Here is a 15,585-nt window from a genome sequence, read left to right as displayed (position 1 = left end):
CGCATCCACCTGTGAGAGCTGTGGCCGGTGTCAGCCGGGCGTGCAGGACTGCGGTGCACAGCCCCAGTTCCTGATCACCCGTCAATCCGGTTCCGAGAAGACCGTGTTCAGACGGCCGTCGCCACCGAGACGGCGGCGAAACGGTCGGTGTGCTCGGCTTCGAGGCGCTCCTCGAGTTCCTCCAGCGTGGTGCCCTTGGTCTCGGGGACCGTGCGGAAGACGAAGATCCAGGACGCGATGTTGACGGCGACGAACAGGCCGAAGGTGCCGGTCGAGCCGAGCGACGAGTTCAGCAGCGGGAACACGAAGGAGATCAGGGCGTTGGTGCACCACAGGACGAACACGGCGATGCCCATCGCGAATCCGCGGACGTTGAGCGGGAAGATCTCGGAGAGCAGCAGCCAGACGCAGGTGCCGATGAACATCTGCACGAAGGCGACGAACAGCACCATGCAGGCGAGGATCACGTAGCTGCGCATGGTGGACTCGGGGAGCAGGAAGGTCAGTGCGAGCGCGGCCTGCGAGGCGGCGACGCCGGCGAACCCGATCAGCAGCATGGTGCGCCGGCCGAGGTAACCCAACAGCACGATGCCGATGATGGTCGTGATCACCGAGGTGACGCCGACCGCGATGGTGGCCACCAGTGCCGCGCTGACGCCCAGGCCGCTCTGTTCGAGGATGGTCGGCGCGTAGTAGTTGACGGTGTTGATGCCGGTGGCCTGCTGGACGATGGCCAGGCCGCAGCCGATGAGCACGATCCGTCGAATCCACGGGACGTCGCGCAGGATCGACAGAGGCTTGCGGGTCGTGGACAGCATGTGGTGCGTGTGGTCGTCGATGACCGCGAACTCGGCGGCCGCCTCGTCGGGAGTGCGGCTGAGCGCGAGCACCGAGCGCGCGTCGTCCATGCGGCCCTTCAGCGCATACCAGCGCGGTGAATCGGGCAGGAACAGCATGCCGATGAGCAAGGTGACCGCGGGGATGGCGGCGACGGCGAGCATGATCCGCCAGACGTGCGGGTCGGTGATGAGGTGGTTGAGCAGCGCGTTGATGGCGAAGGCGAGCATCTGGCCGGTGACGATCATCAGTTCGTTGATGGTGACCATGCGTCCACGTCGATCGGCGGGAGCCATCTCGGCGAGGTAGAGCGGGCAGGTCACCGCGGCGGCGCCGACACCGAAGCCGAGGATGATCCGCGCCACGACCATCGCCGCGACCGAGGGCGCCAGGGCACAGGCCAGGGCGCCGACCAGGAAGATGCCGCCGCACAGCAGCAGGGTGCGCTTGCGGCCGAGGCGGTCGGCGATGCGGCCGCCGAACAGGGCGCCGAACGCGGCGCCGGGGAACAGCAGCGAGCTGACCACCAGGGCCTCGGTGAACGAGGTCAACGCGAGGTCGTCCTTCATGTAGAGCAGCGCCCCGGAGATCACCCCGGTGTCGTAGCCGAACAGCAAGCCACCGAGGGTGGCGATCACCGTGAGCTTGGTGAGGAAGCGTCCGTGGGACGCCCCGGACAGGGGTGTGGTGGTCATGTCGGTGGACCTCGATTCCGCCGGAAAACTTTGGGTTGGTAACGCGCGTTAGTAACGCGCGTTAGGACTATGATGTGTGGGGAGAGTCACTGTGTCAACCATCACTTCTCGAGAGGGGGTACCCGGTGCCACCCAGTTCGTCAGTCAACAGGTCCCGTCGGCGTCCGACGATGGCGCAGGTCGCCGAGCGGGCCGGGGTCTCGCGCACGCTGGTGTCGTTCATCCTGGACGGCAAACCCGGCGCCAGTGACGAAACCCGTCAGCGGGTGCTGGCCGTCGCCGAGGAACTCGGGTACCGGCCGGACTCGGCGGCGCGGGTCCTGGCGCAGGGGCGCAGCCGCACGCTCGGTGTCCTGATGGACGTCCGGCAACTCCATCAGGCGGCCATGGTGACCAGCATCTATCCGGCGGCGGAGAAACGCGGGTATGAGGTGTTGCTGTCGGCCAACCTGCCCGACAAGGCCGAGAGCTCGTCGATCGACGCGCTGCTGGCCCACCGCTGCGGGGCGCTGATCCTGCTGGGCCCGTCCTCGTCGCCCGACTATCTGTCCGACCTCGCCCAGCGGGCGCCGACGGTCGTCGTCGGCGAGCGCCTGCCCGAGCGTGCGCCCGAGGTTCCGCTGGCGACGGTGCGCACCGACGACGCCACGGGCATGCGCCTGGCCGTCGACTATCTCGTCGGTCTCGGTCACCGAGACATCACCCACGTCGACGGCGGCACCGATCCCGGATCTGCGGACCGTCGCGACGCTTACCGAAAAGCGATGCGCGACAACGATCTCGAGAGCCACATCGTGGTAGTTCCCGGCGCCCACAACGAGGTCGCGGGCGCCGACGCGGCCCGCGCGATCATGGCCGGTGCCGCGCTGCCGACCGCGATCCTCGCGGGCAACGACCGGTGCGCGTTCGGACTTCTCGATGTCCTGACCCGTGCCGGGATCGACGTGCCGGGTGACGTCTCCCTGATGGGCTACGACGACAGCCTGCTCTCCGACAATCCCCGGATCGACCTCACCACCATCCACCAGGACAGTCATGAACTCGCCTGTCGTGCAGTCGACTTCGCGGTGGATCTCCTCGAGGAGACGCCCCGCGACACCTACGATGCCATCCTGGAACCATCGTTGATGGTGCGTGGCACCACAGGTCCGCCGCCGTCGCGCCGTCGATGATCTCGACGGCGGGTCACGTCGTCAGGACCGCCTGCATCCCGGGCGCGAGTAGGTCGGACAACTCGCTCCACGGCACCGTCACCGGGAGGTAATCCCCGAGTGCGTGCACCACCGGAACGTAGATGTGGAAACCGGCGGGCAGCGGCACCCAGTTCGCGAAATTCTCGATTGCCGGTGCGATCGGCGCGGCTTCGGGTTCGATGCGGTTCACCGCGTCCGCCAGGCGCTGCGCCGCCGCAGCGGGATCGGTGAACACGTCCGACAGCAGGATCGGCTGCGCGGTCTTCGCGTTGGTGGTGATGGTTGCGACCGAGTTGTTCGGATGCGCCGCACCTTTGCCGTACCAGTTGTAGATGGTCACTCCGGCAACAACATTCGGGGAGATTGTGGTGACCCGACTGCGTTCGCCGTGGGCGAGTTCACCGTCGGTGATCGTGGTGTCGGCGGCGGGTCGGAGCAGGTCGTCGAGGGTCGCGCGGATGCCGGAGTTGAAACGCGCACGAACGGCGTCCGGCCCGCCCGAGATCTGCGGTAGGTTCACGTCGAAGGTGGTCGTGCCCCGCGTGCCGGAGACCGGCACCATGAACGGCCGGATTCCCTGTGCGGCAGCGGGAGTGGGCGGGGCAGGGGAGGCCGGGCTCGTCGCCGTCGCCGACGCCGTGACCGTCGAGGTCACCGTGGTCGGGGTGGGCTGCGCCGTGCCGCTCTCACTGCACCCCGCCAGCGCGAGGGTGAGCGCAAGGCATGCCAGTGGGGCCGCATGGCGAACTCGGGTGTCCATGAGCGGAGACTACGCGTGGGGGCACTCGATCGTGCGACGATCACATCTCATGCGAGCAACGGACTCAGCCGCTCGGCGTAGGCGGCGAGCGCAGGTGCCTGTCGCCGCATGAGATCATGCTGATCCTCGCGGCCGGACAGCGCGATCGCGCCGACGAGTACTCCGGTCGGCGACCGCACTCCCACCGCCAAACATGCTCGGGCCGGGTCCATTTCGCCGACCTGGAGGGCGTAACCATCGCGCCTGACCGCAGCCAGCTGGGTCACCAGGGCGGCGCGGGTGGTCGGCGTCCGGGATGTGATGGCGGTGTACGGCTCCGACACCACGCCGCTGATGTCGTCCTTCTCGGCCAACAAGAGTTTGCCGACGGCGCTGGCATGCAGGTAGAGGTTCAACGTCCGCTCGTCGGCTGTCGGCGGGAACTCGTCGTCGATGTCGGCGGCTCGGACACCGGTGTTGGTGAAGTAGTACAGGTGTGCGCCGAATCGCATGGATTGTCGTAGTTCGGTGAGGGTTTCGCGTGCCGCCGTGCAGACCCTGGGCACGAGGGTGGCATCGACCAGCGCCCCCGTCCGCGGGCCGAGCGCGAACCCGGAGAGGTCGGGCATCCGGACCACGAACCCCTCGGCGACCAACAGGTTGAGCAGTCGGTACACGGTGGCCGACGGGATACCGAGCGTTGCGGACAGATCCTTGGCCGTGATCCCGACGCCGCCGCGGGCGACCTCCTCGAGAACGCGCAGTGCCGACTGCACCGCCTTGGGTTGCCGGCCCGACATACTCGACCCGGCTGGGCTCATCGACGCACCTGCCACGGGTCATAGTCGTTGAGCACCTGATCCGACGTCGTCTCGTCGAAGATCCCGACGTGGCGCGGCAGATCGGGGAGTCGGCGGCAGCGGATCAGGTACACCCCGACCCCGCACGCGAGGAGCACGGCGAACGTTGCCGTGGCGATCCATACCGGCGCATCGATCGTCAACGCGGCCCACACGACGATCGCGACAAACGCCGCGGCCGTGGTGATCCCGACGATCAGCGGGAGCCGCCCGAGTTCACCGATACGTCGGAGGAACAGCGGTGTCGACACGCAGACCAGGATGTAGGCGCACAGGTATCCGTGCGCCGACACCGCCAGCAACCCGATGAGCGCGAGGCGCGCCGAGTCGACGACGAACAGGTACCCGGCCGGTATCAGGGTGACGATCGGCATGGAGACCAGCAGGGCGATCACCGGAGTCCCGAAACGTTTGTGGGTGTTGCCCATTCGCCGCGGTAGCACTCCCTCGCGGCCCATCGCGAACAGCGTGCGCGAGAGTGCGGTTCCGGACCCGATCACGCACGCGAACCACGACGCGGTGATCCCGAGGTCGAGGATGACCGACAGCACCGTCGACACGGTCCCGTCGGAGCCCGGAAGACTCAGCACCACCGAATCCGGGGATGCACGGCCGAGGCCCGATGCCCCCGATTGGGTGACGGCCGCGAAGATGTACAGCACCCCGAGTGCCACCGGTGCCCATCGCACGGCCCGCGTCACCGCGACGAACGGCCGTCGCGCCTCACGGGCGATCGTGGTGGCGCTCTCGAAGCCCACGAATGCCGTCGTTGCGAGGAGCAGCGCGAAACCGAGTGCGCCCGGCGCGCCGCCATCGGAGCTGGTGGGCGCCGGAGTGGGTGGGCTGCCGTCCCGCGTGGCCAACACGGTCAGCACCACCGCGGCAGCCACGACCGCGAACATCTCGATGCTCAACGAGATCCGTGCCGACAGCTGGATCCCACGCACCATCAGCGCCAGGGCCACCGCGCCCACGGCCACGGAGAGCACCGCGATCGTGGTCGCACCCGAGGGCAGCCCGACGCGGCTCAGCAAGGCGGTGAGGTAGGCCGCGGCCCCCAGCGTGCTGGCCATCGCGGCCGCGGCGTACCCGACGACCACAGACCAGCCCGCCACGATGCCGGCACCCGGCCCCAGCCCCTTCGCGGTGTAGCTGTAGAGGCCACTGACCGCCACCATGCGGGTGGCGAACTGGCCGATGCAGTAGCCCAGCGCGAGGAACAGCACCGTCGTCACGACGAATACCGGGACGGTTGCGCGCCCCGCGGCGGGCAGCACCAGGGCCGGCAGCGTGACCATGACCGCCGACGGCGCGACGGCGGCCACCGACTGCCCCAACACCTCGACGAAAGACAGTTGTGCGCGACTCAACCCCTCGACCGGGGATGTGCTCCGGACGTTCGACGTCGTGTTCATCTCGTCACCTGCCCGTCTACGAAATCGCCAGACGCAACGTAACCCATCGGCATCCGCGTCCGACCAGTTTCCCCGTCAAGACTTTGAAACGTCAAATGAGAATGCCCTCGTCAATGCATTCTCATTTGATTCCCGTTATGTGGTCTGAACAGCATTCTTACCGATCTTCGGCGCCAACACAATGTGTCGGTACGCGATATTCAAATGAGAATTGGACAGGCCGGAATACTCAGTAGAAATAACTGGTGACATGGGTCATAACGGGGGCGTAGGGTCCATGAACAGATCGATGAAGATCTGAAACAGTCGCTAATCATGGTGTGACACAGGCGTTGTCGGGACAGTCCCTGGTGCCACACGGTGGGGAGGACACGGAAACCGCGATGCCGTGTCCGCGAACGCCGCACGGAAATGCTCGGTTCCGTCGTATGGCATCTGGCCACTCAACGGCACACACACCAATCTCGTCAACAAGGCTGAGGAAAGACATGACGACCAAAACAACCTCGATCGCTGTGGGACAGGAGGCCGGCCGGCGAGAGCTGACCGGCCGGCTCGGACCGACGGCGATCGTATTCATGGTGATCGCCGCGGCCGCGCCGCTGACCGTGATCGCCGGGGCGGTTCCGCTGGGCATCTCGGCGGGCAACGGCGCCGCCTTTCCCGCGTCGTACGTCGTGTGCACGGTGGTGCTGCTGCTGTTCGCGGTGGGATTCACCGCGATGACCAGGCACATCACCGGTGGCGGCGCCTTCTACACCTACGTGGCCCATGGACTCGGCCGGCACGCCGGGTTGGGGGCGGCCTTCCTCGCGCTGCTGTCCTACACCGCGGTGCAGGGTGCCGTGTACGGGTACATCGGCGCGGCGATCAACGACCTCGTCACCGCCCACGGCGGTCCGGCCGTCCCCTGGTACCTCTACGCCGCGGCGATCCTGGTCCTGGTGGCCACCCTGGGATACCGCCACATCGAACTGTCCGGACGTGTCCTCGGCGTCCTGCTCATCTGCGAGGTGGGCATCGTCATGGTCATCAACGCGTCGGTGCTGTTCCACGGCGGCGCCCAGGGACTCTCGACCGCCGCGCTCAGCCCGGGCAACTTCTTCCAGGGCGCACCCGGCATCGCGCTGATCTTCGCGCTGGCCGGCTACATCGGGTTCGAGGCCACCGCGGTGTTCCGCGACGAAGCCCGGGACCCGGCCCGCACCATCCCTCGTGCCACCTACTGCGCGCTGATCCTCATCGGTGTCTTCTACGCACTCAGCAGCTGGCTGATGGTCAGCGCGTGGGGCGATGCGGGAGCGGTCGCCAAGGCCACCGCCGACCCGGAAGGCATGATCACCGAAACCGCCGTCCGTTACGTGGGGTCGACGGCCGGCGACCTCGTGCAGATCTTTCTGATCACCAGCCTCTTCGCCGCCGTGCTCTCGTTCCACAACGTGCTCGCCCGCTACATCCACTCGCTGGGTAACAGCGGTGCGCTGCCCGCCTCCTGCGGGCGATCGCACGCACGTCACGACTCGCCGCACATCGCGTCGATCGTGCAGACCACGTGTGCCGTCGTGCTCATCGTCGCCTCGGTGCTCGGCGGACTCGATCCGGTGACGCAGGTGTTCGCCTGGTTCGCGGGGGTGTCCTCGGTCGGCATCGTCGCACTGATGACGCTCACCTCGGGCGCGGTCATCGTCTACTTCCGCCGCACCCGCAAGGACACCCGCCTGTGGCACACAGTGGTGGCGCCCGGCCTCGGCCTGATCGGCCTGCTCACACTTCTCGTGCTCACCGCCGTGAATCTGCCGCTGCTCGTCGGCGGATCGGACACGCTGGCCATCATCATCGCCGTCCTTCTGATCGCGACCTTCCTCAGCGGCGCGATGGTCGCGATCCTTCGGCCTCACGCGGCCAAGCACCACGAACCGGTTGCACAGTGAAAACCCTTACCGCTGAACCAAAGACCACTTCAAGGAGAAATCGATGAGTACCGCAGCGATCACCCGCCCCGCAGACGTCGACGCCACCGGCCCCGACCATCCGCTGACCCCGCTGACCGCCGCCGAGATCACCGCGGTGCGCGAGATCGTCGACGGCGCCGGATTGCTGTCCGAGCGCACACGATTCGTGTTCGTGACGCTCGACGAACCGGACAAGGCCACGGTCTCGGCGTTCACCGCCGGCGATCCGATCCATCGCCGCGCCCGCGTCCTGTTGCTCGACCGGGAATCCGGCCTCGGCAGCAGCCTGCTCATCTCGGTCACGGATCGTGAAGTGCTGCAGCAGGACACGATCGACGCCGCCGCCGAGGGCCAGGTCCCGATCCTCGACGAGGAGTTCGAGGACATCGAGGCCTACCTGCTGGCCTCCGACGACTGGCTCACCGCGATGCGCAAGCGCGACCTCGACCCCGCCAACGTTCGTGCAGTTCCGTTGTCGGCCGGTGTCTTCGGACACGAGGACGAGATCGGACACCGCATGGTCCGGGTACTGGCGTTCTACCAGTCGGACAAGGCGGATCTGCCCTGGGCGCACCCGATCGACGGCGTCGTCGCCTACGTGGACCTCACCGGCCGGCGGGTCGTGAAGGTCATCGACGAGATCGTCCTGCCGGTGCCGGCCGAGCGCGGCGAGTGGAACGCCGAACCGCACGCCGTACCCACCCGCACCGATCTCAAGCCCATCGAGATCGTCCAGCCGGAAGGGCCGAGCTTCACCGTCGAGGGCAACAAGATCAGTTGGGCGGACTGGACTTTCCGCTTCGGCTTCGACATCCGCGAGGGACTGACCCTGCACCAGCTGTCGGTCCGTGACGGCGAGCGCGAGCGGCCCGTCATCTACCGCGCATCGATCGCCGAAATGGTTGTCCCGTATGCGGATCCGTCTCCCGTCCGGTACTGGCAGAACTACTTCGACCAGGGCGAGTACCTGTTCGGCCGCTACACCAACTCGCTGGAACTCGGTTGCGACTGCCTCGGCGACATCACCTATTTCGATGTCACCATCGCCGACGAGCAGGGCAATCCGCGACTGATGAAGAACGCGATCTGCATGCACGAGGAGGACTACGGTGTGCTGTGGAAGCACACCGACATGTTCAACGACATGGCCGAGACACGTCGGCAGCGTCGCCTGGTGATCTCGTTCTTCCTCACCATCGGCAACTACGACTACGGCTTCTACTGGTACCTCTACCTCGACGGCACCATCGAACTCGAGGCCAAGGCGACCGGCATCGTGTTCACCTCCGCGCACCGCGGGCCCGACGGCTTCTCCACCGAGATGGCACCCGGACTCGGTGCACCCTTCCACCAGCACCTGTTCTCGGCCCGGCTCGACATGGCCGTCGACGGCGACACCAACACCGTCACCGAGGTGGACGCCGTGCCGGTGCCGATGGGACCGGAAAACCCGTGGGGCAACGGATTCCGTGCCCAGAAGACCACGCTGCGGACCGAGTCGGAGGCCATGCGCACGGCCGACAATCTGAAGGCACGCGTCTGGCACATCACCAATCCGACCAAGCAGAACCGTTTGGGCCAGGACGTCGGTTACGCGCTGTATCCCGAGGGGCAGCCGGCACTGCTCGCCGATCCGTCCAGCTCGATCGCGGCCCGTGCCGCGTTCGCGACCAAGCACTTGTGGGTCACGCAATACGATCCGGCGCAACGGTATCCGGCCGGCGACTACGTCAACCAGAACCCGGGCGGCGCGGGGTTGCCCGAGTACGTCGCCTCCGACCGCAACATCGACGGCGAAGATCTGGTGCTGTGGCACACCTTTGGGCTGACGCACTTCCCGCGCCCCGAGGACTGGCCGGTCATGCCGGTCGACTACGCCGGATTCAAGCTCAAGCCGGTGGGCTTCTTCGACCGCAACCCCTCGCTCGGCGTGCCCTCCGGGCCGAAGAAGCACTGCTGCGAAGACTGATGTCGATGCCGTTGCTCCTGCACACGCCCGCCGTCATCGGACGGCGGGCGTGCGCACTGCTCGCCTTCACGTCGGCCGCCCTGCACTTGCTGGTTGCGATGTCCGGTGGACACCTCGCGATGGTCGTGCTGGCGCTGTGCATGGCGTTCGCGTGCGCGATCTGTGCGCGACACCTCTGGCGTGGACCCGACCTGCCCGCATGGTTCGCGATCGCGATGATGAACCTCGCCATGCTGGCCACACACCTCTCGCTCGGCGGCTGTCACACCAAATCCCCGACGCCGACCTCGGCCGGCACGCCGTCGGACCTGATCGTCGCCGCCACCGGCCTCGCGGCGGCCGAAGTGGTCATCGCCGTCGGGGTGATCTTCCTCCGGACCCGGAACCCGATGTTGCTTCTTCCCTCCCGCTGATCGAGTAAGGCTCCGAGCGAAGCGAGGCGCCGCATCGAGATCGCCGTGGTGCGAGATCTCGATGCGCGGGCTCGCAAGCTCGCTCGCTTACTCGATCAGCGAAAGGGATGGCGCCGCAGGCCATCAGCGAAAGGGTGGCTCCACTTCCCCTCCCGCTGATCGAGTAAGGCACCGAGCGCAGCGAGGGGCCGCATCGAGATCACTTGCAGCACAACGAGGCCAGGCCACGCATGCTGACCTGCAAGCGTCAGCCGAGGAAGTGCGCCGCCTGCTGCGCCAGATCCAGCACCGGCTGCGGGAAGATGCCGAGCACGATTGTCACGACGGTGCAGATCGCGATCGACGACGTCGTCAGCACACTGGGTTTCACCACGTGTGGGGCGTCGACGGGGACGTCGGCGAAGAACATCGCGACGATGATCCGGATGTAGAAGTAGGCGGCGATGGCGCTGCTGATCACGCCGATCACCACCAGCACCCCACCCCCGTTGCCGGCGACGGCGGCGAACACGTCGAACTTGGCGATGAAGCCGCTCGTCAGCGGGATGCCGGCAAAGGCGAGCAGGAACATCGAGAACATCGCGCCGACAAGCGGATACCGTTTGCCTAGTCCCGCCCACTGGCTGATGTTGGTGGCCTCGCGGCCGGACAGGTGCGGCCCCGACGGGCGGTCCGGTTCGCGCACCACCGCGACCGTGGCAAACGCGCCGAAGGTCGAGAAGGCGTACGCGGCAAGATAGAACATGGTCGCGGCCAAACCGGCGTCGTCGAAGGCGATGAGTCCCAACAGAATGAATCCGGCGTGGGTGATCGACGAATAGGCGAGCATGCGTTTCACGTCGGACTGGGTCACAGCCATGAGCGCGCCGATGAGCATCGTCGCGATGGCCACCGCCCAGAGCGCCGGCTCCCAATCCGACTTGAGGGATCCGAAGGAGACGTAGAAAACCCGAAGCAGCGCACCAAACGCGGCGATCTTGGTGGCGGCCGCCATGAACGCGGTCACCGGGGTGGGCGACCCCTGGTAGACATCCGGAATCCACGAATGGAAGGGCACCGCACCGACTTTGAACAGCAACCCCACCGACAGCAGACCGAGTGCGATAAGCGGCAGGATGGTGTCGGCGTCCGGGGCGGAGATCGCCTGCCCGATCGCGGCCAACTGCAGGGATCCGCTGGCGCCGTAGGCGAACGCCGCACCGAACAGGAAGAACGCCGACGAGAACGCGCCGAGCAGGAAGTACTTGAGCGACGCCTCCTGCGAGATCAGCCGCCGCCGGCGCGCCAGCCCGCACAGCAGATACAGCGGCAGGGAAAACACCTCCAGCGCAATGAACATCGTCAGGAGGTCACCGCAGGCCGGAAACAGCATCATGCCGCCGACGGCGAGCAGGGTCAGTGGAAACACCTCGGTGGTCAGGCCACCCGCACGGGTGGCCTCGAACTCGGCGTCGGTGTTGGGTACCGATGCGCCGGACGGCGTGAACATGTCGGCTTCGACCGTGCCGAGCGTCGCCTGCGCGGCCGCCCCGGGACCGTCGCTGAACCGCTTGAGGGTCGGCGACGCGGGAGCAACAACCCGCTCGAGACGCCGCTCACCCATGAACGCCACCGCGGGTATCGCGATGAGCAGCAACAGACCCTGCAGGAACAGGGTGGGCCGATCCATCACCACCGCACCCGACATCACGACCTGACCTTGACCGCCGTCGCGGGTCTCGGCCACCGCCACGACGATCAGCGCCACGAACGCGGCCGCAAGCCCGCCGAGGGACAACGCCAGCTGCATCGGATACCGGGCCGCGCGGGGAGCGAACGCCTCCACCAGCACCGCCACCACGGCGACACCGAACACGATGAGCATCGGCGACAGCACGCCGTAGGCGATGCTCGGCGGCGTGATGGCCGCGAGGTCATACTCCGTCACTTCGGGCCTCCTTGAGTCGAGACCGGCACGGTCGGTTGTGGATTCGGCTCATGCATGGTGCTCATGGTGTGTTCCACCGCAGGGTCGATCAGATTCAGCAGAGGCTTCGGATAGATGCCGAACACCAGCAGCAGCGCCAGCAGAGGAGCGACGACCACCACCTCACGGCCCCGCAGGTCCGGCATGCCGCGGGCGGCCGCCCCCGGCCCCTCGACGGGACGGACCGGTCCACCCATCATCCGCTGATAGGTCCACAGGATGTAGATCGCCGACAGCACCAGGGCGCTCGACGCACAGATCGCCACGACCGGGTAGCGCGTGAACGTGCCGATGAGAACCAGGAATTCACTGATGAACGGCGCCAGGCCGGGGAGCGACAAGGTGGCCAGCCCGGAGATCAGGAAGGTGCCGGCGAGGACGGGCGCCACCTTCTGCACACCGCCGTAGTCGGCGATGAACCGGCTACCGCGCCGCGACACCAGGAATCCTGCGATGAGGAACAAAGCGGCCGTGGACAACCCGTGATTCACCATGTACAGCGTGGAGCCGGTCTGCCCCTGCTGGGTGAGGGCGAAGATGCCGAGAATGATGAAGCCGAAATGCGAGATCGAGGTGTAGGCGATCAGCCGCATGACGTCGACCTGGCCGATGGCGAGGATCGCGCCGTAGACGATGCCGATCACCGCGAGCGCCGCGATCAGAGGTGCGAAATAGCGTGCGGCGTCCGGGAAGATCTGCAGACAGTAACGCAGCATCGCGAACGTGCCGACCTTGTCGACCACCGCCATCATCAGCACCGCACTCGCCGGGGTGGCCGACACGGCGGCGTCGGGCAGCCACGAGTGGAACGGCCACAACGGTGCCTTGACCGCAAAGGCGAACATGAAGCCGAGGAACAGCATCTTCAGCAGGCCGGAATCGGCGTCGAGTTGACCCGACGACGCGGCCTCCACCACCGCTCGCAGATCGAAGGTGCCGCCACCGAGGTTCGAGCGGGCGGTCACCACGTACAGCCCGATGACCGCGGCCAGCATGATCAGCCCGCCGAACAGGTTGTACAACAGGAACTTCACCGCCGCCCGCGACCGCTCCACTCCACTCGCGCCGGCACCATTCGGCCCGCTCGCTCCGCTCCCGGCGCCGGATCCGAACCCGCCGATCAGGAAGTACATCGGGATCAGCATGGCCTCGAAGAAGATATAGAACAGCAGGATGTCGAGTGCGACGAAGCTCATCAGCACCATGGCCTCGACCGCGAGGGTCAGCGCGAGATAGGTGTGTGGGCCCTTCTGCCGCCGTCCGCCCGAATGATCCAGCGAGCCGACATGATCCGCGTCCTGCCAGCCGGCGAGGATCAGTAGCGGCAGCAGCACCGTCGTCAACAGCACGAGCACCAGGCCGATGCCGTCGAGCCCGAGGGTGTAGCGGGTGCCCAACGCCGGAATCCAGCTGTGATCCTCGACGAACTGGTAACGCTCACCGCCCGCGTCGAATCCGATGGTCAGTCCGAGAGATACGACGAATGTCGCGAGAGAGACCAGCAGTCCCAACCACTTCGCGACATCCGGGCGCGTGTTCGGCACGGCGAGAACGGCAACGGCGCCGACGGTCGGCAGCAGCCAGAGGACGGTGAGCCACGGAATACTCACAGCACGCTCACCACCATCACCAACGCGACGATCAGCGTGGCCCCGGCGAACATCGACAGCGCGTAGGAACGGACGAATCCGGTCTGCCATCCGCGTATTCGCTGGGACAACGCGCCGATCGCGGAGCCGATCCCGGTGGTCAAACCGTCGACGCCCTCGTCCTCCACCACGACCAACCCGCGCGTCACCCCCTGGCCCGGACGCATCAGCGCGTTCTCGTTGAACGCATCGCCGTACAGGTCGCGGCGCGCCGCGACGGTCAGCGCCGACACGTCGTCCGGGGCCACCTCCGGTACCGGCCGTGTCCCGTACTGTCGCCACGCGATTGCGATACCGATGGCGACGACCGCGAGAATGGTGACGGTCACGACCCAGGCGGGCACCGCGAGCTCGTGATGCTCATGCCCGACAACGGGTTCGAGCCAATCGACCAGACTGTCACCCCACACCAGCAGCCCGCCGGCCGCCACCGAACCGAGCGCCAGGATGATCATCGGCCACACCATCACGCCGGGCGACTCGTGTGGATGTGCGTCCGGATGCCATCGCCGGTCGCCGTAGAACGTCAGCAGCATCACCCGCGTCATGTAGAAGGCGGTGATCCCGGCACCGAGAAGTGCTGCGCCGCTGAGGAACCAGGCGCCGACACCCCCGGATGCGAACGCGGCCTCGATGATCGGGTCCTTCGAGAAGAAGCCGGAGAACGGTGGCACACCGATGATCGCCAGATAGCCGAGCCCGAACGTGACGAAGGTGATCGGCATGACCGTGCGCAGGCCACCGAAGCGGCGCATGTCGGTTTCGTCGTTCATGCCGTGCATCACCGATCCGGCACCGAGGAACAGTCCGGCCTTGAAGAAGCCGTGGGTGAGCAGATGCATGATCGCAAACGCGTAGCCGGCCGGACCGAGTCCGGTGGCCAGCACCATGTAGCCGATCTGGCTCATCGTCGACGCCGCGAGTGCCTTCTTGATGTCGTCCTTCGCGCAGCCGATGATCGCACCGAACAGCAGCGTGACCGCGCCGACCACGGTGACCCCGACCCGAGCGTAGGGGGCGAGATCGAAGATGGGGCCGGACCGCACGATCAGGTACACGCCCGCGGTGACCATGGTGGCGGCGTGGATGAGCGCCGAGACCGGGGTGGGGCCCTCCATGGCGTCGCCGAGCCACGACTGCAGCGGCACCTGCGCGGATTTGCCGCATGCCGCGAGCAGCAGCATGAATCCGAGTGCGGTGAGCACATTTTCGCCGGCCTGGTTGGCCGCGCCGAACACCGCCTGGAACGAGATGGCGCCGAAGGTGGCGAACATGATCATCAGCGCAATCGCCAGACCGATGTCGCCGACCCGGTTGACCACGAACGCCTTCTTCGCGGCGGTGGCGGCCGAAGGCTTGTACTGCCAGAAGCCGATCAGCAGATACGACGCGAGACCCACACCCTCCCAACCCATGTAGAGACCGAGGTAGTTGTCGGCGAGCACCAGCAACAGCATTGCGGCGACGAACAGATTGAGGTACGCGAAGAACCGGCGACGCTCCGGGTCGTGCGCCATGTACCCGATCGAATAGATGTGGATGAGCGAGCCGACTCCGGTGATCAGCAGTACGAACACCATCGACAACTGGTCGAGGAGCAGACCGAAGTCCACCTGCAACTGGCCGACCGGCACCCAGGAGAACAGGATCTGATGCACGGCACGGCCTTCCGCGCCGCGCCCGACCATGCCGAAGAACATCGCGAGTCCCAGAACGAAGGACGCGAGTGCCATTCCGCACGCCAACAGGTGACCCCACCGATCCGTGCGCCGGGCACCGAGGAGCAGGATCGCCGCGCCGAGCAGTGGGAGGAACGGCAGCAACCAGAGAAGATCCGCGGACACTTCGGTGCTCATCGGCGCCTCCTTATGTCGTGCGTCGGGATGTCTTGCGGTGG

The 15,585-nt window shown here is 66.7% G+C and carries 11 protein-coding genes; 4 read left to right on the top strand and 7 right to left on the bottom strand.

The genetic code is table 11. The features are described from left to right. Window positions 1–107: 107 nt before the first annotated feature. Window positions 108–1,532, bottom strand: coding sequence for a sugar porter family MFS transporter (locus ACWDTI_RS03095; RefSeq protein WP_449736577.1), 1,425 nt, complete (start codon window positions 1,530–1,532; stop codon window positions 108–110). 170 nt (window positions 1,533–1,702) lie between these two features. Between ACWDTI_RS03095 and ACWDTI_RS03090 the strand changes: the two genes are divergently transcribed. Further along, complete coding sequence (locus ACWDTI_RS03090; protein ID WP_449736576.1) at window positions 1,703–2,704, top strand: LacI family DNA-binding transcriptional regulator; 1,002 nt, start codon at window positions 1,703–1,705, stop codon at window positions 2,702–2,704. Between the two features lie 13 nt (window positions 2,705–2,717). Here the strand turns inward: ACWDTI_RS03090 and ACWDTI_RS03085 are convergent, their stop codons facing one another. Genes ACWDTI_RS03085 through ACWDTI_RS03075 form a run of 3 tightly spaced genes read right to left on the bottom strand, consistent with a single transcriptional unit; the run spans window position 2,718 to window position 5,739 of the window. Beyond that, window positions 2,718–3,485: a hypothetical protein gene (locus ACWDTI_RS03085; RefSeq protein ID WP_449736575.1), complete on the bottom strand. Its 768-nt coding sequence runs from the start codon at window positions 3,483–3,485 to the stop codon at window positions 2,718–2,720. 47 nt (window positions 3,486–3,532) lie between these two features. Further along, window positions 3,533–4,285, bottom strand: coding sequence for an IclR family transcriptional regulator (locus ACWDTI_RS03080; protein WP_449736574.1), 753 nt, complete (start codon window positions 4,283–4,285; stop codon window positions 3,533–3,535). After that, window positions 4,282–5,739, bottom strand: coding sequence for an APC family permease (locus ACWDTI_RS03075; RefSeq protein WP_449736573.1), 1,458 nt, complete (start codon window positions 5,737–5,739; stop codon window positions 4,282–4,284). The genes ACWDTI_RS03080 and ACWDTI_RS03075 overlap by 4 nt, the downstream gene beginning before the upstream one ends. Window positions 5,740–6,227: 488 nt before the next feature. Between ACWDTI_RS03075 and ACWDTI_RS03070 the strand changes: the two genes are divergently transcribed. Genes ACWDTI_RS03070 through ACWDTI_RS03060 form a run of 3 tightly spaced genes read left to right on the top strand, consistent with a single transcriptional unit; the run spans window position 6,228 to window position 10,073 of the window. Further along, window positions 6,228–7,670 carry an APC family permease gene (locus ACWDTI_RS03070; RefSeq protein WP_449736572.1) on the top strand — a complete coding sequence of 481 codons (1,443 nt, stop codon included), beginning with the start codon at window positions 6,228–6,230 and terminating at the stop codon, window positions 7,668–7,670. A 43-nt stretch (window positions 7,671–7,713) separates the two neighbouring features. Then, entirely contained in the window at window positions 7,714–9,660 is a 1,947-nt protein-coding gene (locus tag ACWDTI_RS03065) for a primary-amine oxidase (protein WP_449736571.1), read from the top strand. Window positions 9,661–9,665: 5 nt separating this feature from the next. Beyond that, window positions 9,666–10,073 (top strand): hypothetical protein, encoded by a 408-nt coding sequence (locus ACWDTI_RS03060; RefSeq protein WP_449736570.1) that lies wholly within the window; start codon window positions 9,666–9,668, stop codon window positions 10,071–10,073. 247 nt (window positions 10,074–10,320) lie between these two features. Here ACWDTI_RS03060 and nuoN read toward each other — a convergent pair whose 3' ends face one another. The 3 genes from nuoN to nuoL are packed head-to-tail and all read right to left on the bottom strand — an operon-like array spanning window position 10,321 to window position 15,544. Further along, window positions 10,321–12,000, bottom strand: coding sequence for an NADH-quinone oxidoreductase subunit NuoN (gene nuoN / locus ACWDTI_RS03055; RefSeq protein WP_449736569.1), 1,680 nt, complete (start codon window positions 11,998–12,000; stop codon window positions 10,321–10,323). Further along, the gene (locus ACWDTI_RS03050) at window positions 11,997–13,649 is read right to left on the bottom strand and encodes an NADH-quinone oxidoreductase subunit M (protein ID WP_449736568.1); all 1,653 of its coding nucleotides are present in this window, start codon (window positions 13,647–13,649) and stop codon (window positions 11,997–11,999) included. Before ACWDTI_RS03050 ends, nuoN begins: the two co-directional genes overlap by 4 nt. Further along, window positions 13,646–15,544, bottom strand: a complete 1,899-nt coding sequence (gene nuoL, locus ACWDTI_RS03045) for an NADH-quinone oxidoreductase subunit L (protein ID WP_449736567.1) — start codon at window positions 15,542–15,544, stop codon at window positions 13,646–13,648. The genes ACWDTI_RS03050 and nuoL overlap by 4 nt, the downstream gene beginning before the upstream one ends. Between the last annotated feature and the right edge of the window lie 41 nt (window positions 15,545–15,585).

The sequence above is a fragment of the Gordonia sp. NPDC003424 genome, assembly GCF_053588655.1.
The sequence above is the reverse complement of the archived record's forward strand: the minus strand, read 5'-3'. Positions and strand labels throughout refer to the sequence as shown.